The following is an 18,754-nucleotide window of genomic DNA, read 5'->3' as shown; positions in this document are numbered from 1 at the left end:
AGATGCCAAGAGGAAGGGACTCTCCACTACTAAATGGGTAATATTATTAAATTCTAAATTTGTGAACACTGGCGATTATTGACCGCACAGTCGCGGCCGTTTTGAGCCGATAATCACATTCTTCTTAAATGCTTAGCTGTAGAATCTGTCGATTAAATATCAATTGCAGACAATAAGTAGTAGAGGTTAATGGTGTTAAAAATCACTCCTTATTTGGAATTAGATACTGAAGCTAATCAGTTAGTTGATCATGTGAGTAATAAGAAGGTTATTTTGACTTTTTCTGAGTCAGCTGTGCTACACCGTCTTCTGCTCTCATCAAACCCAGTTTGCTCCAAAGAGGAGTTGCTTAGTGCGGGATGGCCCGATCGTGTCGTCGCTGTTACTTCGTTAACTCAATGCATTAGTACCTTGCGTAAAAAGCTTGATCCTTACCGTGAGGTGCAATTGAAAACCATTGCACGTCGTGGCTATCAGTTGCATATTTCGACTCAATCTCATGTGAAACTGTTGACGGTGAATGACACCGAGTCTATGCGCGCCGCGCTTGTTGATGCTTCTTTATTAGTCAAGATATCAGGCATTGTTCTAGCCCTGCTGCTTATTTTACTTGCTTGGTATTTCAGTGATTATCATAAGGTAAAGCAGAATTTGGCTCGCTGGAGTGCTGATGATCAATTTGAACTGCAGGTCGGTGGGTTAAAGGGCAATGCACAACTACTCTATAAAAATGATGCGCCGCATCTGCACCCGTTTATGTGGGAGAAACACCTGCTACCGGATACCAGTTTCTTAACTTGCCATGACGATTTTAATGCCTTTGCTGCGACCGATGGTACAAATTACTCCATGGCATTATGTCCTGGTGCTGATAAGGAGCAGTGTGCGGGTAAAGGGTTAATAAATTTAACCTCGGTTGACTCAGAATCTGCGGAGCTGAACCTACCGGAGTTTGTTGAGCTATCGAGTGCCATGGAGCAGCGCATCCGCTATAACCGGGTGATGTTGCCTGAAAGTACAGATACAGCGGGCGCCTTGCTTGAGCATAACTACCAAGCCGATGTATATTTTCCTGTTAAAGGAGAGCTGTTAATCCGTGCTGATATCAATATGTCTCTGATCTACGACTCTGACGATACAGGGAAGTTTTACTCTTCGACCTGTATTACTGACCAAGACTGTATAACCACCCCAATTAAGTACAAGATTCGCGGTAAGTTTAAGCAGTATTCAGGCATGATTGATGGTTTAAAAGCGGATATCTTTCAGGTTCAGGTAGAGCAGAAAGACTTGATCAAACCAGATAAGTTGAATGACTCAGCAGTGCGTTTTTACCGTGATTTGAGAAAACGTGATATTAAGGACGAAGAGCTATATTTCATCCGAGTTCACCAAGATCATAAGACTGCAGTATGGATTATCCCACTGTTTGGACAAGTCACGGCTTGGTATCATTATGAGAGGTTTGATATTTAATCTCTTTGGTAAGAGTATTTTGGAGCTCATATCGAGCTGAGCTGGATGATTCAGTGGCCTTGCTCCTTAATTAAAGCACAGACTATTTTTGCATACAAATCAATTGAATTTCACAACAAACTCAGCGTAAGAGGGTAACATTAATCGGCTGTTTAATGTTACCCTGAGTGGTTGTTTTGTCGAAATCTGCACTTACAGTCTGAAATAAGTCAATTATTTATTCGAGATAAACTCTTATACCTAAATAATTAATGGTCACTAACACAGACAGTAACATTATCTTTTTTTTCAAGGTGGAAGTAGTATGCCTGATTGAAAACTAAATTTGTTGCGCATTCTACTAATTCAGTTCCATTTACTAAGGCTGCAAATCCATTGATAGTATCATTTTCATGTATATTGATAGCGCCTGTATTCATAAAACCGTCGTCAGGATAATATACTTTTGTCATTCCACTGTTAAGCCAGCCAAACATCGAGTCAGCAGCATAGCCATAACCTACATCGAAAGCAGGGTAAACAGGAAGTGATGCATTATTAGATAGATGAATAGAGGTCATATCCTCAAGTTTAGTACAGACAGTTTGTCCGATTTTTTGAGAGTTTTTTAAACGGAATATCATTGGCCCACTCATTTTGAAGTCACCACACTCGACTGTCTCTCCGTCCATTTTGTAAGCTATTTTCTTGGTCATACCAGGGCTGACTTCTAAATTCACCATCTCTGGTGAGTTCTCATTGAAATAATTGCTAAAGCCAGAGGGGATCATGTCTCCAACGCTAGTCAAATTACCACTTTGTTCTTCAATTTGTGAAAAGACATCGGCGCTGTCCGTAACGTTTTTATAGGTAATACGGAAACTTCCAACAGGAGCTTCCACACAGTGAGCACCATCATTTACTCTGGTTGAGACACCGGAATCACCAACTTCCTCCCAGTCACTTGGAGTATTGACATTTATCTTATACATTTTGCCTGTATCATTGTCACTTACGTAAAGAAACTCGCTGTCGTCTGCGTATGCACCTCCAAATCCACCGCTGAAACCGAGAGTGGCTATCTGAGATATTTGACGACTGACAAGATCAAATTTAATTAGCTTGTCGGTTTTTACACCGTATGCAACAGAACCCTGATTTGGCATAAAGGCCACATCTGACGGGAACCAACTAGAGCCAACACTGTTATCAAGTGTTAGTTCTATTTTTTCCCAGTCTTCTTTCAAATTAGAGAGTGAGTGTTTATAGACATATGTATTACTGAACAGATATATATGGTCTTTAAACACGTCCCCAGTAATAAAATTCTGTGATGCAGGGATAGGTGGGACATCATTAAGAATTTCAACTGATGTCTGTGCAGTTGTTTCATTGCTGATCCGCACGAGCTGTGATGTATCGGTGTCCCAACCATAAAGGAAACCATCTTTAGGTCTAAATCCTATCGCATTGATTTCGCCTGTATGCTGATCACTCCACCGTTCACTAAATTCACTCGTTATAGGGTTAAAGCGGTTGAGTCCAGCCAAATCTCCTTGAATTAAATAGGCGTAACCATCACAGGAGAATGGTTTTCTTTGTGACTGAATTTCAGGTTTACCTTGTTCTAAGCTAGAAGATTTATGTAACTCTGGTGTTTGGCCTGAATTAGCGCCACAAGCGGTTAATAGGATAATTGAGCTTATAGTTGTCCATAGTTTTTTTCTTGAAACAATTTCCATTTGTATTCTCTAATTTTTTATTGGTTTAACAAGTTGTTGGGTTGCGGTGCTGCAACGCTGCAGGAGTGTAGCGCATTAGTGTGCGTAATGTAACTGTTTGTTGTTAAATGTTAATCTGACTACCCATTATCAAAATATATGGACAGGCAGCGCGCTGAGATAAATAGGAACAATAAAGAAATAAAGAGAGCCACCCATTATTAATCAAAACATGCCGAGTCTCTTGCTGGTTATCAATGTTCTACTTGCTGATAAGACTTGCCGAACAGCTTTATGGGTGATTAGAAGCTAATAGAGTGTAGGAAGTGGGATTTTGGGGCCATAATCACGGAATACAGATAGTAGGTTCTGACTCTATTAGTGGTGAGCTTGTTTTAACAGAAGGAGCGGGTAAAACTCTTAGTCAGTTTGAAAATACTGGCAGTTTTGAGAGAAATGTCGTCGTCGCTTTTCTAAATGGTCGCAGTAACTCGTCAACTCTTGCAATGTGCCAACAGGACCATGGAAAATTTTACCAAAGTCAGCAGTAATTTTTATCCAATTAGCACTAGGAATGTTTAATCTAGCAAGAATCCTTTTGGCATTGGCAGATATGGCTCCTCGCTTGTCATTTCGAATAATCCTGCCTGTTTCATCTACTAATTCAAGGTAGTCTTTCAGTGAGAAGTTTATTCCCTTAGATTGATTTAAGTGCTCATCACCAATAAAAGGGAGTAACTTTGTCGGCTGTTTTCCATTGACGGCAGCGCTGACGCGCAACTGAAGACTGGTATAGTCTGAGTTCTCTGGCGTCTTCGCCACCTTTGCTCGAATAGGGTTGAGGTCTACGTAAGCCATACAGGCCAGCACTGCTGCTTCATCTAATAATGCTTGGCTTTTAAAACGCCCTTCCCAAAAGCGACCTGTGCACTTATCCTCTTTATTTGCCATGCGAGCAATGGGTTCTTTAGGGCTCGCATAAACCAGCTTATATCACTGAGACGGCTGCGGTATTGTGCAATAGAATGCTTTAGATTATTAACTTCAACACTCTCTATCACTTCACCTTTGGCAAACTTTTGAGCATCAGAGCACCACTCCTCAGATAAACATCACCCTCGCAGAACGAGCAAACTCTCTCAGCCATTGAGTCCCTCATAATGGTGATTTAAAGCTCAGACAACTCACTGCTTAGTGTCTGAAAATAGCTTTCTAATAAGACCATTCAAGCCGTTCCAAGCAGACATTTCCCTACATGAATCTGCTTACAACTTTCTATAACTTCCTATAGAGCATCCTACAACTGATCCATAACCACCAAGAACAGCAAATGCCATCTTGATGAACAGTAATTGAACCACCTCTTTATGGTTATAAGAGCAAACCTATATGCCGCCTTACTTTGTGCTTCATTGAGCCTAGGTAGTGAGTCGCTCTAACGGCTGTTTTTCCAAATTTTTTGTACATTAAAGGAAGTGAAAATTCCGTTTTTATATCTAAAAAACTCTCTGTGAAATAATTCAACTTGTTGTTTTTTAAGTAGATTAAGTATTTTGAGATCTGATGGATTCTAATTAATTTTCAAGTGTGCAGTTGCGCAGGTTTTTACTGTTTTTTATATGGAAAATAGCCCTTGCTCAGTTGTTTAGTTCAATCGGTGAATGATTAGTATTTAAAAAGTATGTTTATAAAACATGCCAAAAACAATGAAAAAATAAAATAATGATAAGTAGGAGTGAATGATGAAACGGTGGAAACACAAGGTAGCATTAAGTGTGCTGTTTTGTTTTGGTGCCATTGCCAATGCGAACGCTGCTGGAAAATACGATAGTATCCCTCAACAGGGGAAAACCGCCACAGAGGCGATGGCTAATTACCAAGGAACACAACAGGTCAATGGTGTTAAAACACTGCAAGATTATATTGTCCAGGAAGATGAGTTATTTGATTATTTATTTCAAAATCATCCTCTTTTTAAATATCAACAATCAGGTAACTTAGTGGGTGATTACCACATTAGTGACCGTGGAGAAGAATATTTAGATACAGGAAAAAGCCCTGAATATAGTAAGATTGTTGGCGCACCTCGTGCGGTACAGTATCGTTTAGGTGCTAAATCAATTCTTGATTATCCAAACAACTTCGTTGGCCCTGAAAAGTGTGCTGAGTGTCACGCGACTCAATATGAGAAGTGGCAACGTTCGCGTCACGCTAGAACAATTCGTTTCCCTGGTGAACACCCAGAAGTGGATAACGATATTGAAAAAACCATGTACAACACCAAAGATACCTCAATCTTACCTGACGGTATTACGCCTGACATGATCTATGCAACTGTTGGTACACCTCGTACTAAATACGGTTTCATTGATGCCTGGTTGGTGCGCGGTACTTACCACATTAGAGATGGTTTATTAAGAGATGGCACAGGTAAAATGGTTGCCGGTGCAAACCAGTTCTCTCGTGGTTGGGCTGAGTGGCTAACCCCTGAGATGTCTAAGAAAATTAATGATGTTATCCCTGATTTTCCAATTACCCTTGAAGGCTTTGGTGGTTCAGGTTCTCACCAACAAGGTATGAGCTCTTACGGTGCAAAGTACGAAAAAGAGATGCTGTTCCAACCAGCAAGTTCTTACTGTGAAGTGTGTCATACATTCAAGTTTGACTTCCAAAACAAGCAAGAGTTCTTCGATGCATTAGGTGATCCTAAGAAGCTTCAAGAGCACACGATTTCTCGTGGTATCGCTTGTGAAGAGTGTCATGGCGCGGGTGGTCACTTAGATGGCGGTACTGGCGGTATGCAGTCTAACTGTGAACGTTGTCACCAACGCTTCCAGTACGACCCAACACTTGCTGATACGCCTCAAGCACTTGAGAAGCGTGAGTATGCGTTTGGCGTGAAGATGAAGTCTCTATGTCCATCATGTGGTACTGAAGGTTCTCAGATGTATAACTCTGAGCACTATGAGAAAGGTATGCGTTGTACTACCTGTCATGATCCACACGAAGTGACTGATGGTACATGGATGTCTGGTTTCACTACACCAAAGATGAAGAAAGATTGTAAAGATTGCCACGAAGCACAGACTTTGATTGCTGAAAACTCTGATACCCACAATAAGCAAACTTGTCAGAGCTGTCACATGCCTAACATGGGTAGCTGTGAAAACTTCAAGGCACTGCAGTTCCCTGACCAAGCTGGTTTTGATGCGGTACGTCGTTCACACATGTGGAAGATTCAAGTCGACCCAACGATGAAGACCTTGAACCCACCAGAAGGTGAGCCTCGTACACAAGGCCCTAATGCTAATGGTAAAGGTTGGACAGTTGCTAAGAACGAAGAAGGTCGCTCATACCTTGATTTGATGTGGTCATGTGCTCGTACCTCTATCTCTGATAAAGACGCGGTAGACAATAAAGGTTGTCACAGCCAGTTCCAGTCTGAGCTTGAGAAAGGCTTACATTATGAAGACCAGTTAGAGATCTATGGTGAAGTCATGAAGATGCAAACGCCTGTGAAGGAAGTCTTTACAAAAGTTGAGCAGGCTCTTGTACGCATTGATCAGCTATTAGAAGTGACTAAGTTGTCTACTGAAGACAAAACTCAAGTGCTAATGCTAGCTGAGAAAGCAAAAGAGACTGTTGATCTGATTAAGAAAGATGGTTCTTGGGGGGTTCACGGCTTCCGTTATAGCCAGAAGCGTCTAGATGCTGCACTAACGTATGTTACGCAAGCGCAAAATATTCTAGATGGAACAGGTTACGCAGCTAAGTAAGCCGCGTAACTGTTAACTCGCCTCGACACTGGTTTGTGCTGTAAAAGGTGTCGAGGCAATAGAGAGAAAGATTATGAAAAAAGCACTTGGTCAAATCCTAGTTTCCCTCAGCTTAATCGCCAGTTCGGCAATGTGTCTTGCTGGTGGTGGATCAGAGATGGGCCCGGCCCATCGTTACGAGCATCAACTTAATACCATCAGCATGATGGAGGCTCAGACCTTAGTCGGTAAGAAAGGCGTGTATTTTTTCGATGTGAATACGCTAGAACTTTGGGCTGAAGGCTACATTCCAGGTGCTATTTATTTCAATGTGAAAGACTGGAAAAAGTTACTGCCAGTCAATAAAGATGCTGTGATGGTGTTTTATTGTGCCAACCGCCTTTGTAATGCCAGCGAAATCGCTGCTCATGAGGCGTTGAAATTAGGTTATACGGGCGTTAGGCAGATGCCCGATGGGATCTATGGATGGCGTCTAGCCAATCGTGTCACTGAAAAGCCATAAGCAATAAATTTATCTATAAAAAAATTAAAAGTATAAAGATTAAACATTTAAGCAATAACTCAGAGAATACATTAATGAAAAATTTTACCAGAAATACCTTAGCCGTCGTGACAAGTTTAACGCTGTTCATTTCTGCCAATTCAATGGCAAGCACTGAGATCACCACAGATATTCAGAAAGAGTCATACAGTATTGGTGCATCGCTAGGTAAGTATATCTCTGGTCAGATCTATAGCCAGACTGAGCTTGGGGCTGAGGTTGATGTAGAGCTAGTGATCCAAGGTGTGGTTGATGCACTTAAGAATAACTCACAGTTTTCAGACGAAGAGGTGCTAACTTTCCTTAATCAGCGTGCCAAGCAGCTTAATACTGCCAGAGAGATTGCTGAAGCTAAGATGACACTCGCCAACGTGATAGCGGGTAATACATATCTTGCTGAAAACAAGAAAAAAAACGGTGTTAACGAGACTGCATCAGGTCTGCAGTATGAAATAGTGTCAGAAGGTGAAGGCCGTAAACCAAACGCACAAGATGTGGTTACCGTGCATTACAAAGGCTTCTTAGTCGACGGTACACCGTTTGATGATTCCTACGAGCGTAATGAGCCAAACCGCTTTGCATTAATGAGTGTGATTGAAGGTTGGCAAGAGGGGATCCCATTGATGACAGAGGGATCAACTTACAAATTTTCTATTCCAGCAGCACTTGCCTATGGCGAGAAGCAAGTTGGTATTATTCCACCTAGCTCAACATTAATTTTTGAAGTGGAGTTAGTCAAGGTGGAAGCCCCTGGTGAAAATTCACATGGTATGGGGTTAAGCGGTATGGGCATGGGTGGCATGATGGGCCAGAGTAATTCTCATTAAGTCATATTTGCTTACGTGTTAACTCATTTTAGAGAGTTGTTATGAACAGTCTTGCTGTCGGTATTGTGATCTCCTTGAGTGTCTTTATTGCACTCATTTGGCGACATCATCTCCAATCTGCTCACCTTTTGCTTAACGAGCCTGCGACGGGTGATGAATGTCATCAACGGGCTACGTTCTCATTAAGTGAGATCAAGGTACCGGCGGCACTGTCTGTTTTTTTCTTGATGTTTTGTTTGAGCCTTTACGCTCAGACAGGGCGTTTTGGTGAGTGGGATAAAGGGGTTATTGATGAAAATATTGATTATCTGATCAGCGCAGATATCAATAAGAATGCACGAGCAGTCAGCGAGCAGCCTAACAATGAAATTGCATTATTAAATTTAGCTCAATCCTATGTTGCAGGTGGTTTGTATTCAGACGCCATTAACTCTCTTGATAAGCTAATCGCGTTGAGTGGAGACGTTGCTGGTGTTTTGGGTATGAAAGCAACCGCCATGTATTACCGTGATGATCGTATCCTGAGTCTCGATACCGAACTGGTACTGGCAAGGGCGTTAGCACTGGATAAATTCGAGTTCCAATCACGGTTACTACTCGCAACCCATGCTTATTTAAGTGGTGAGTATGAAGAGGCGATAACCCAGTGGCATCACCTGTTGCAAAGCGACAGTGAAGCGTTTAATCGAGCTGCCATTAATAATGCGATTTTTAAAGCAGAGCAAAAAATAACTAATCGTTCATAGGCTAAAACTGAGCATAGGCCTAAAGAGATGAAAGCCAAACAAATAAAACAGATCAGCAAGATAGCTGATAGATGGAGGATGCTGTGAGTGAAAATGTAGAGAGGCGGAGGTTCCTTAAATGCTTAGGAGCCAGCTCTTTGATACTAGCGCCCTTAGGGTGTAGTTCGGTCAAAGAGGGTGAGTCAGATGCCAACAAGCCCCATTATGCGATGGTGTTTGATCAGAACAAATGTACCGGCTGTGGTGAGTGCAAAGAAGCCTGTAATCTAGCCAACAACTTACCTGAAGGTAAGTCTAGACTGTTGATGGAACAGCATTCTGGTGGGTTAGAGGGGCAGCCTTGTCCACACTGCGGTAAAACAACTGAGTGCGGTTGTGAACGTAAGTTTGTTCGCGTTTCGTGTCAGCAATGTAAGAACGCTCCTTGTGTTACCGTTTGCCCAACAGGCGCAGCGCACCGAGATGAGAAGACTGGCATTGTTACTATGGACGCAGCTAAGTGTGCGGGTTGTAAATACTGTATTGCAGCTTGTCCATACGATGCGCGTTTTATTAATAAAGAAACCGATGTCGCCGACAACTGTGATTTCTGCTTAAACAGTAAACTTGCCATTGGCGAGTTACCTGCTTGTGTGCAGAAGTGTCGCTATGACGCACTGATTTTTGGTGATATTAACGATCCGACATCCTATATCAGTAAGCTGCTGCGAGTGAAAGATTCGGTGCGTATTAAGCCCGAATTTGGTACTGAACCGAGCTTACGATACATACCTATTGTTAAGCTGGGAGTATAGATATGGACGGCAATATTGAGTTTACAATGGGGCTATCTGATGGCCTTGCTTGGCCTTGGCCTATTGCTGTGTACTTGTTCTTTGCGGGTATATCCGGTGGTGCGCTAGCCACTGCGTTATTTTTGCGATTCTACAAGCAGCAGACAACTAACACGCCATTTTACAAAGCGGCGGCATTGATCGCATTCGTTACTATCAGTTTAGGTATGTTGTGTCTGGTTTTAGACTTAACTAACCCACTCTTTTTCTGGCGAATTTTGGTTTATTACAACCTAAGTTCAGTGATGTCGATTGGTGTTATTGCGCTGTCGGTTTATATCCCGTTAGTGGCTGTAATTGCTCTATTTGCCTTTGAAGAAGAGATCCGCTCAATCCCTGCACTTAAAGTGTTAGTGCCAGTGATTGAGAAGCTAAAAGGCATTCGTCGTCCATGTGAAGTGACGGTATTAGTATTGGCATTAGCTGTTTGTGCTTATACCGGCTTCCTTATCTCGGCGTTGGTTCGTTTTCCTATCATCAATACCTCTGTTCTGCCGGCGCTATTTATTGCCTCTGGTATTTCAGCAGGTGCAGCAGCAGCCAAAATGGTCGCTGTATCGATGTTTAAAGAAGACCTACATAGCCAAGATATGAAGATCCTTCATGGTGCTGAGTGGCCAATCATGATTGCAGAAATGCTATTCATTTTCATGATTGTGACTTCGTTAATGACTGGCAACGCAGGTGCACAAGGTGCATTTGAGGCTTTCCATACTGGAGAGTGGGCTGCAGTGTTCTGGTTTGGTGTAGTCGGCCTTGGTTTTGGTGGCCCACTATTGCTTAACTTTGCCACGGGTAAAGCCTTTAGCCATTCAGCTAAAGCATTTTACTTATCGGGTGTCTGTGCTGTCGCCGGCATGATGTGTCTGCGTATGTTTATTCTCTATGCTGGTCAGTTGAACGGTATATAGATCAGATTAGGTTTTATTACACCGTCCCTGCAAGGAAAGTAATAGAAACTATGGTTTGAAATTATGACTCACACTCTATCGGTTGATCCCTGCAAGGTGCCGATAGGGTGTTGAGTTATTCACTTCTAGAAGGTTAAATCTGGATCTTGTATGAAAAAGCTTATCTGCCTGCTGTTGCTTATTCCCTCTCTAATTGCTTGTAACCAAGGTAACAGTGCACCGGAGCAAATAATGGCCCCATCGATTGGCTCACATGATCGTTGCCATTTGTGCGGCATGATGATCACTAAGTATCCGGGTCCTAAAGGGGCGTTACTGCTTAAGAATGCGAAAATCGAACCTAAGTTTTGTTCGACCCGTGATATGTTTAATTTTGTGCTACAACCAGAGAATCAACGACAAATTAGCCATTTGATGGTACATGATATTGGTGCCACAAAGTGGGACAATCCACAGGATAGCGCCTTTATTGATGCCACTAAGGCTTGGTACGTCTACGGCACTAGCCGACAAGCTGTGATGGGATCGGCGGTGGCTTCCTTTGCAACGAAAGAGAGCGCACAAACTTTTGCCGAGGAGTTTGGCGGCGCAGTGCTTCAATATGAACAGATCACTTTAGGGCTGTTAGCCGGAGAGTAAGCATGGTCCGCGATTGTGTATTGGTTTTCTTGCTGCTTTGTTCAGGTCTTAGCAAGGCAGAGGTTATCTACATTGATAATACCGATGCACTCAATAGCCAACTTAGTAATGCTCAACCCTATGATCACTTAATCTTGGCCTCTGGAATATATCGAGGCCAGTTTGTGGTCGATAAACCCCTCTCTATCTCCAGTGAAAGCAACAGTGAAGTGATTATCGATGCCGGAGGTAAAGGAAGCGCCGTGACGATCACAGCTCCCGATGTTGACGTGTCTGGCTTGAGTATCCGTAATTGGGGCAATGATCATTACGAGAAAGATTCAGGCATTCGATTACTTGAGGGAGCTGATAGAGCCAACATTAACCACAACCAATTTCAAGGGGATGGCTTCGGGATCAGCGCGGACTCCTTAAGTCATCTCACTATTGTTGGTAATATCATTATCGGCAATGCCGAGCTGTATTTCTTAGACCGAGGAGATGGTATCTATCTGCTCAATGTCGTCTCTCCATCAGTTTCAGGTAATCATATCTCCAAGGTACGTGATGGGGTATACCTCGAAACCGGCAATTTTAGCCGCGTGTTCGATAATCAATTTTCTGAACTCCAATATGGTATCCATTATATGTATACCCACTCTGATGAAGCGTTTAACAATGTGAGCCGCAATGTTGAAGGCGGCTACGCCCTGATGAGCTCTAAGTCTATCTACTTGCATCATAATCGAGTCAGTCATGCATTGGATTTTGGCATACTGCTCAATATGACCTCTCTTTGTCTGATTGAGTCCAATGAGGCTGAGCATGTGATTAATCCCAGTGAGCAAGTGGATCTGGGACGTGAGGGGAAGGGGATCTTTATCTACGGTGCTAAGGATAATATCGTCTGGAACAACCTCTTTGGCCAAAATGATATTGGTATCTATATGGCCATGGGCGGCGAGGGCAATCGGGTATTTGAGAACCGCTTCATCGGTAATCAGTCTCAAGTTAAATATGTGGGTGAAGCCCTGTTGGAGTGGAGCTATAACGAACGGGGAAACTACTGGAGTAGTAACCAAGCTTGGCTGGGAGCGGGTTCTGATGTGAGCCAGAAAGCCTATCGACCGAACGATAATTTAGATCGTCTATTTTGGCTCTACCCTGAAGCCAGCTTTCTGATGGATAGTCCGATCATTTTATTGCTGAGATGGGGGCAAAAGGAGTTTGATGTCGTTGAAGAAACGGGCATTGTCGACAGTTTTCCGTTACTGATTTCGAGTAAAATATCGGGATTTATTAATGAACAAGGTCACAGAATAGTGAAAGATGGCATGGTGGCTGGGAGTGGGTACGTGTATGGGTGTTAGTGCGATCAATGTCAGTGAAGTAATTCACCATTTTGGCGACTTTACAGCGTTAAATCGGGTGAGTTTTGATGTGCATCAGGGACAGATAATGGCGCTGCTTGGCCACAATGGTGCGGGAAAATCTACCCTAATAAAAATTATTTTAGGCTTGATAACGCCTCTTGAAGGTAAGGTCTCTTTGATGGGCGGTGCTCAAGGCTTGTCGTTGAATGGATCGCCAGTTCGACTTGGTTACCTTCCTGAAAATGTGAGTTTTTACGATAAGCTAACTGGTCTTGAAATTTTGAACTATTTCGCGGCGCTTAAAGGGGTTAGCAAAGCAAAAGTCGACACTCTTATTGAGGAGTTTGGGTTAGGTTACGCCCAACACCGACAGTTAAAAACCTATTCGAAAGGGATGAAGCAACGTTTGGGGTTTGCTCAGGCTATCTTGTCCGAACCCAACATTTTGTTGTTGGATGAACCGACGGTAGGCTTAGATCCTCACGCCTCGCAATTTCTGTACGGTAAAATTGCCCAGTTGAAGCAAACCGGTTGCGCTGTGATTGTCTGTACCCATGAACTTTCCTTGATTGAGGAGCATATCGATAGCGCCATGATAATGGCTAAAGGTGAGCGGCAAGCGATAGGGACCTTAGCTGATCTTCAAAGAGATAGTGGTTTACAGCTTGAGCTAAGGTGTGAGGGATTAGCGGAAGTGGTTCAGCAGGAGCAGATGTTATCCAGTCTGTATAGGAATAATGCGTTGTATTTTGATCCACTACAGCAGCAAGAAGTGGTGCGATGTCTAACGTCTCAATATGGGAAATTTGATTTTTCAGTGACCAAGCCAGGTCTTGCTCAGATATATCGTCACTATATGGATAGCTGTATTGGGCCTGAGCAGAGTGTCAGTGTCGCTCCGAAAGAGTCAATTCTGACTCGTTTTTCTAGTCAGTTTTTTAAAATGAGAAATGCGTAACATGTCAGTTATCGGTCAGCTAAATTCACCCATATTTATCATTGCTGCTAAGGAGATCAAAGATAGTCTCAGGAATCGTTGGGTAGGCTTTATATCTCTTATTTTTATGGTGCTTTCATTGAGTGTTACCTTTGCTTCCAGTGCGATAACTGGCACTTTAGCGTTACCAGAGCTCAATAGTTTAATCACAAGTTTGTCGACTATTGCCGTGTTCATTATTCCACTGGCCGCCATTTTACTCAGCTACGATGCTTTTGTGGGTGAAGATGAGGCCGGTACCTTGCTACTGTTACTCTCATATCCTTTGACACGATTTCAGATCATTTTAGGTAAGCTAGTAGGACACGGTGCGGTAATGCTATTAAGCACCTCTCTTGCTTTTGGTGGTACAGGGGTTTTGTTGGTACTGCTAAGTGATGGCTATGGCGCTATTGAGACCATGAGGGTATTTTTGCTGTTTATCTTGAGCAGCTTTCTACTTGCACTTGTTTTTATCTTGATAGGTTATATGGTGAGTCTATGCGCAACCGAGAAAGCCAGAGCCGTGGGAACCTTACTCTTTGTCTGGTTTCTGTTTGTGTTGTTCTATGATCTCTTGCTGCTCGCTGTGCTGGTGGCCGATCTCAGCTTTATGAATCAAGCTGTGATTAACCTATTGATCGCATTAAATCCAACGGATCTTTACCGGGCGTTGAATGTGATGGCAACGGGTTCAGGTAACGGTTTAGCCCTGTATAGCGAAACGTTCTGGGCGTTAGAGGGATTATATGGCTCAATGTTAGTCTGGATCTGTTTTTTGATTGGAGTATCTAACTTTCTGTTTAAGCGTAAATCCATCTAGTTAACCTTATATTCTCTTTTTAAATAGCGGAATAAGCAAAATATTAAGAGAGTGAGTTCACGTATGTGGAAATAACAGGAATGTCACAAAAATATAAGTTTGATTTGGGTTAATAATCACAGTATCTTTCGCATTCAAATTTTATTATTAGAGTTAACAATTGGTTAACTCTCTTGGTTTTCAAATGATGCCACTTGGAACATAAGGGAGAGACAGAGGTGTGAATTGTTAAAAGTTACTTCTTATTTGGAGCTAGACTGTGAAGCCCACCATCTTGTCGATCGTATTAATCGAACGACGATAGGGCTTACTTTTTCCGAATCCGCTATTCTTTCTCACCTACTGACAACACCTGACGCTATCTGTGATAAAGAGGTGTTGCTACAGGTCGGTTGGCCTGATCGTGTGGTCGCTGCAACCTCTTTGACTCAGTGTGTTAGTACCCTAAGAAAAAAGCTCGAGCCATACCCAGAGGTACAGCTAAAAACCGTTGCTAGACGAGGATATCAGCTACACATCTCTGTGAGATCTCACGTGAAGATGCTGGCGATGAACGATGCTGAATCAATAAAAACAGCGCTATACGATATGTCTCTAATGGTTAAAGGCGGGGGAATTCTAGCTTTAGTCCTGCTGATTGTTTTACTCTGGCTCAGGAGTGATGATTACACCGTGATGCGGGAAACCAATAAATGGCATGCCGATAAGCAGATACCTGTAAATTTAGGTGGGACTGTAGAGAGTGCACTGCTTATTTACCCCAAAGGAGAGGATAAGCTGCACCCCTCTATGTGGCAGAAACATATTGCGCCAGAGACCAATTATATTCCGAGTATAAAGGGCTTCGATATTTTAGCACTTACCGATGGGGTGAATTACTCCCTTGCCAGCTGCGCAACTGATGTAGAGGGGCACTGCATAGCCGATAAGATGATAAATCTGACTGCTATTGAGTTGACGCCTGCTGGTTTGGATATGCAGAAATTTACGGCATTGAGCCATAAAATGGAAACACGTATTCGATATAATCGTGTCATCATTCCTGCTCATATTACATTTGAAGAGCGAGAGCAAAAAAGGGAGTCTGAGCCTGAATTTGTCGAGCATCATTTCCACGGTGATATCTATTTTCCTGTTGCCGATGAGCTGTTAATTCGTGCGGATCAAGGGATCTCCTTGGTATATGAAAGTGAAGATCAAGGTCAGTTTTACGCTTCTACCTGTATCACCGATGAAGATTGTTTAACCACACCGATCAAATATCAGATTCGTGGCGAGTTTAAGCAGTATAGGGAGACGATTGATAATCTCGAAGTGGATGTCTTTCAGGTAAAGGTGCTACAGAAAGATCTGATCAAGCCTGAAGTCGTGAGTGCTTCGGCGATGCATTTCTATCGTGAAATTAGAAAGCATAATATTCGTGATGAAGAGCTGTTTTATTACCGTATTCATCAGGATAAACAAACTGCAGTTTGGATTGTGCCCCTAATGGGAAATATTGTCGTCTGGACTAAATATGAGAAAGTGGAGTTATAAGGCAAGAGCATAGGATTTATAGTCAGGGCATTTGGAAGCGTAGAGTTCAGTGGGCTCTGGAACGAGTTCAGGACCCACTGGTCGATCTGAAGTTTGTAGTAATCTTATGCTGTCTTCTCAGCCGCTACGATTGAGATCTCAACTAACAAAGCTTCTCTTGCCATCTTAGCAGCAACACAGGCACGGGCTGGTGCGTGACCTTCAGGAACCCAAGCATCCCAAACTGCATTCATTTCGGTGAAGTAAGACATATCTTTGACATAGATGGTGGCCGATAAGATATGTTCTCTGTCACTGCCAGCCTGAGCCAATAAAGCATCCACTTTTTCAAGCATGCTAAACGTTTGTTCAGTAATGCCTTGTTCGGCATCCTTACACACTTGGCCGCACAAGTAGATGGTGCCATTGTGTTTAACGATACGGCTCATGCGAGTTGCTGTTTCTAGTCTTTCGAGGCTCATAATTTTCCCAAATCAATGTTGTACCAAAGTTTCAATGGCAAGATAATAACGGCATAGCCAGTAATAATCGAGGAGCATGGGATGAAATTATCTAAGCAAACGATCTCAACCGTCTCTTTGTGATCTTGCCAGCTTTTAGCTTAAAGACAGTGGCAAAGTCGAGGGGGGAGAGCACAAAGGAGTAAAGTGATTTAGATGAAAGCCACTAGTCGAGATTTATTAGGGGTCAATAGCCCTAGCTATTGACCCCTAATATCGCTGACTTAATTTAGCGAGTATTATTTTTCCTCTTCCAGACCTATACTGTCCATCCAGTGTTCAAAGTCCATCATATTGCCCGGTAAGACAACCTTGCAGGTGTTGTTACTCAGGCCGTCAAACTGTTTGAGATATTGTGCACCTAGCTGCATACGTACCACGTTTTTACCTCCTGGTGCTGCAATGACGGTGGCCATACGTTCGATAGACTCAGCTGTCGCTCTTGCTATGGTGATAATCTCTTCACCTTTACCTTCAGCTTCGTTGATGCGCTTTTGCATCTCACCTTCAGAGATGTTAATCATCTCGGCTTTTATACCTTCAGAACGATTAATCTTACTCTGCTTCTCACCTTCACTTTTTGCTAGCAATGCACGACGTTCACGCTCAGCGTTTACTTGCATTTCCATGGCGTTTTTTACCGTTTCAGGCGGAGTAATATTTTTAATCTCATAGCGGTGAACACGAATTCCCCACAGTGCCCCCGCTTGATCTAATACCTCGACAACCTTAGCACTGATCACATCACGCTCTTCGAAAGTACGGTCTAGATCTAACGTACCTATCACTGAGCGAGTGGTGGTTTGAGCTAGTTGAATAGCGCCATAGCGATAATCAACAATGCCATAACTGGCCTTAACTGGGTCAATCACTGAGATATAGATAACCCCATCGACTTCGACATTCACTTCATCACTGGAGAAACACTCTTGAGGTGGTACATCAATAGTCTCCTCTTTAAGATCGTGAATATAAGCGACTTTGTCGACAAAGGGGATTAAGGCATGAAAACCCGCATCTAAGGTTGAGTGGTATTTCCCTAAACGCTCGACAATGTAGGCAGACTTTGTAGGAACTAAGCGGATAGATTGGAACAGCTTAATAACAAAGACGGCAAAGATGAGCCCCCAGATACCCAATACGATAAGATCTGTATCTATACCTGCAATCATGACTTAGCTCCTTTTACTGAATTCGAACTCACAGCGTGAGTTACCTGCTCCACGCCCTCGAAAAACCCTTCTAATTTAGCCATTTCGGCTGGAACAACTGACACTTCGGCTTCATTCAATATCTTGCCAACTTGACCGATAAACTGCTCCTTAAGCTGCATATTCATCGCTTCATTGCCACCATCGAGTGCCAGTGCTGTCGATACCAGCTCCATCCCTTCAGCTTTGGCCTTAGCGACAATACTAATTTCAAATGCGGTACCTTTAGCTTCGTTAATCCGCTTCTGTTTTTGTCCCTCTGAGATATTGATTGCCTCCTGACGCTCACCTTCAGATAGATTAATCATGGCTGCTTTCTCAGCGTTAGCTAAGGTGATCTCGGCGCGTTTGCTACGCTCAGCTTCCATCTGCTTCTCTAAGGTATGTATCACCTTGCGTGATGGTGTTATGTTTTTAATTTCATAACGTAGCACCTTGATCCCCCAAGGGTCTGATGCCTTATCTATTTCGCGCACGATAGATTCATTTAGGTTGTCACGTTCGGAAAAGGTCTGACTTAAGTTCAGCTTGCCTATTTCAGAACGCATGGTGGTTTGTGCAAGATTAACTGCCGCAAGACGGTAGTTTTCGATGCCATAGCTGGCCAGCTCACCATCCATCACCTTGAGATAAACGAGCCCATCCACTTCAAGTTGCGTGTTATCTTTAGAGATACAACTCTGGGGGGGAACATCTAACACCTGTTCACGGATCTCATGTTTGTAGGCCACACGGTCAAAAAATGGAATGAGAAAATGAAAACCTGGTTGCAACACGGCTCGAAACTTGCCCAAACGTTCGATCACATTGACCTCCCGCATAGGAACAATTAACAACAGCTTGTAGAGGATAAAAAAGACAAAAAGCACAAATATCGTGAACACAAACATAGATCCCTTCCTTATTT

General features: G+C 42.9%; 16 protein-coding genes and 1 pseudogene. 12 read left to right on the top strand and 5 right to left on the bottom strand.

Going from position 1 to position 18,754, the window contains the following annotated elements:
* Positions 1-192 precede the first annotated feature (192 nt).
* The gene (locus HWQ47_RS25905; RefSeq protein ID WP_269971865.1) at positions 193-1,476 is read left to right on the top strand and encodes a winged helix-turn-helix domain-containing protein; all 1,284 of its coding nucleotides are present in this window, start codon (positions 193-195) and stop codon (positions 1,474-1,476) included.
* A 248-nt stretch (positions 1,477-1,724) separates the two neighbouring features.
* Here HWQ47_RS25905 and HWQ47_RS25900 read toward each other — a convergent pair whose 3' ends face one another.
* Positions 1,725-3,197 (bottom strand): DUF6923 family protein, encoded by a 1,473-nt coding sequence (locus tag HWQ47_RS25900; RefSeq protein ID WP_269968826.1) that lies wholly within the window; start codon positions 3,195-3,197, stop codon positions 1,725-1,727.
* Positions 3,198-3,596: 399 nt separating this feature from the next.
* A pseudogene (locus HWQ47_RS25895) lies at positions 3,597-4,258 on the bottom strand (transposase); the annotation flags it as partial.
* 660 nt (positions 4,259-4,918) lie between these two features.
* On the opposite strand from HWQ47_RS25895, the gene HWQ47_RS25890 reads away from it, so the two are divergent.
* From HWQ47_RS25890 to HWQ47_RS25840, 11 genes are all read left to right on the top strand, one after another.
* A complete protein-coding gene (locus HWQ47_RS25890; protein ID WP_269971864.1) occupies positions 4,919-6,952 on the top strand; it encodes a multiheme c-type cytochrome in 2,034 nt (677 codons plus the stop codon).
* 73 nt (positions 6,953-7,025) lie between these two features.
* On the top strand, positions 7,026-7,454 hold the full coding sequence (locus HWQ47_RS25885) for a rhodanese-like domain-containing protein (RefSeq protein ID WP_269968825.1): 429 nt from the start codon (positions 7,026-7,028) through the stop codon (positions 7,452-7,454).
* A 74-nt stretch (positions 7,455-7,528) separates the two neighbouring features.
* Complete coding sequence (locus HWQ47_RS25880) at positions 7,529-8,320, top strand: FKBP-type peptidyl-prolyl cis-trans isomerase (protein WP_269968824.1); 792 nt, start codon at positions 7,529-7,531, stop codon at positions 8,318-8,320.
* Positions 8,321-8,361: 41 nt separating this feature from the next.
* Positions 8,362-9,066 (top strand): tetratricopeptide repeat protein, encoded by a 705-nt coding sequence (locus HWQ47_RS25875; RefSeq protein WP_269968823.1) that lies wholly within the window; start codon positions 8,362-8,364, stop codon positions 9,064-9,066.
* A gap of 83 nt (positions 9,067-9,149) precedes the next feature.
* Entirely contained in the window at positions 9,150-9,860 is a 711-nt protein-coding gene (locus HWQ47_RS25870) for a 4Fe-4S dicluster domain-containing protein (protein ID WP_269968822.1), read from the top strand.
* A gap of 2 nt (positions 9,861-9,862) precedes the next feature.
* On the top strand, positions 9,863-10,810 hold the full coding sequence (gene nrfD, locus HWQ47_RS25865) for an NrfD/PsrC family molybdoenzyme membrane anchor subunit (RefSeq protein WP_269968821.1): 948 nt from the start codon (positions 9,863-9,865) through the stop codon (positions 10,808-10,810).
* Positions 10,811-10,960: 150 nt separating this feature from the next.
* A complete protein-coding gene (locus tag HWQ47_RS25860) occupies positions 10,961-11,449 on the top strand; it encodes a nitrous oxide reductase accessory protein NosL (protein ID WP_269968820.1) in 489 nt (162 codons plus the stop codon).
* Between the two features lie 2 nt (positions 11,450-11,451).
* Positions 11,452-12,798, top strand: a complete 1,347-nt coding sequence (gene nosD / locus HWQ47_RS25855; protein ID WP_269968819.1) for a nitrous oxide reductase family maturation protein NosD — start codon at positions 11,452-11,454, stop codon at positions 12,796-12,798.
* Positions 12,788-13,759: an ABC transporter ATP-binding protein gene (locus tag HWQ47_RS25850; RefSeq protein WP_269968818.1), complete on the top strand. Its 972-nt coding sequence runs from the start codon at positions 12,788-12,790 to the stop codon at positions 13,757-13,759. The genes nosD and HWQ47_RS25850 overlap by 11 nt, the downstream gene beginning before the upstream one ends.
* A gap of 1 nt (position 13,760) precedes the next feature.
* On the top strand, positions 13,761-14,600 hold the full coding sequence (locus HWQ47_RS25845) for an ABC transporter permease (RefSeq protein WP_269968817.1): 840 nt from the start codon (positions 13,761-13,763) through the stop codon (positions 14,598-14,600).
* Between the two features lie 225 nt (positions 14,601-14,825).
* A complete protein-coding gene (locus HWQ47_RS25840; protein ID WP_269968816.1) occupies positions 14,826-16,136 on the top strand; it encodes a winged helix-turn-helix domain-containing protein in 1,311 nt (436 codons plus the stop codon).
* Positions 16,137-16,240: 104 nt separating this feature from the next.
* Here HWQ47_RS25840 and HWQ47_RS25835 read toward each other — a convergent pair whose 3' ends face one another.
* The 3 genes from HWQ47_RS25835 to HWQ47_RS25825 all read right to left on the bottom strand — a co-directional run bounded on the left by HWQ47_RS25835 (position 16,241) and on the right by HWQ47_RS25825 (position 18,737).
* Positions 16,241-16,597 (bottom strand): RidA family protein, encoded by a 357-nt coding sequence (locus HWQ47_RS25835; protein WP_269968815.1) that lies wholly within the window; start codon positions 16,595-16,597, stop codon positions 16,241-16,243.
* Positions 16,598-16,875: 278 nt separating this feature from the next.
* A complete protein-coding gene (locus HWQ47_RS25830) occupies positions 16,876-17,808 on the bottom strand; it encodes an SPFH domain-containing protein (protein WP_269968814.1) in 933 nt (310 codons plus the stop codon).
* Positions 17,805-18,737: an SPFH domain-containing protein gene (locus tag HWQ47_RS25825; protein ID WP_269968813.1), complete on the bottom strand. Its 933-nt coding sequence runs from the start codon at positions 18,735-18,737 to the stop codon at positions 17,805-17,807. The genes HWQ47_RS25830 and HWQ47_RS25825 overlap by 4 nt, the downstream gene beginning before the upstream one ends.
* Between the last annotated feature and the right edge of the window lie 17 nt (positions 18,738-18,754).

Origin of the sequence: Shewanella sp. MTB7 (assembly GCF_027571385.1) — a bacterium.
In the GTDB taxonomy this organism is placed as follows: Bacteria; Pseudomonadota; Gammaproteobacteria; order Enterobacterales; family Shewanellaceae; genus Shewanella.
Note: the sequence above shows the minus strand (reverse complement) of the source record. Positions and strands in the feature narration are given on the sequence as shown.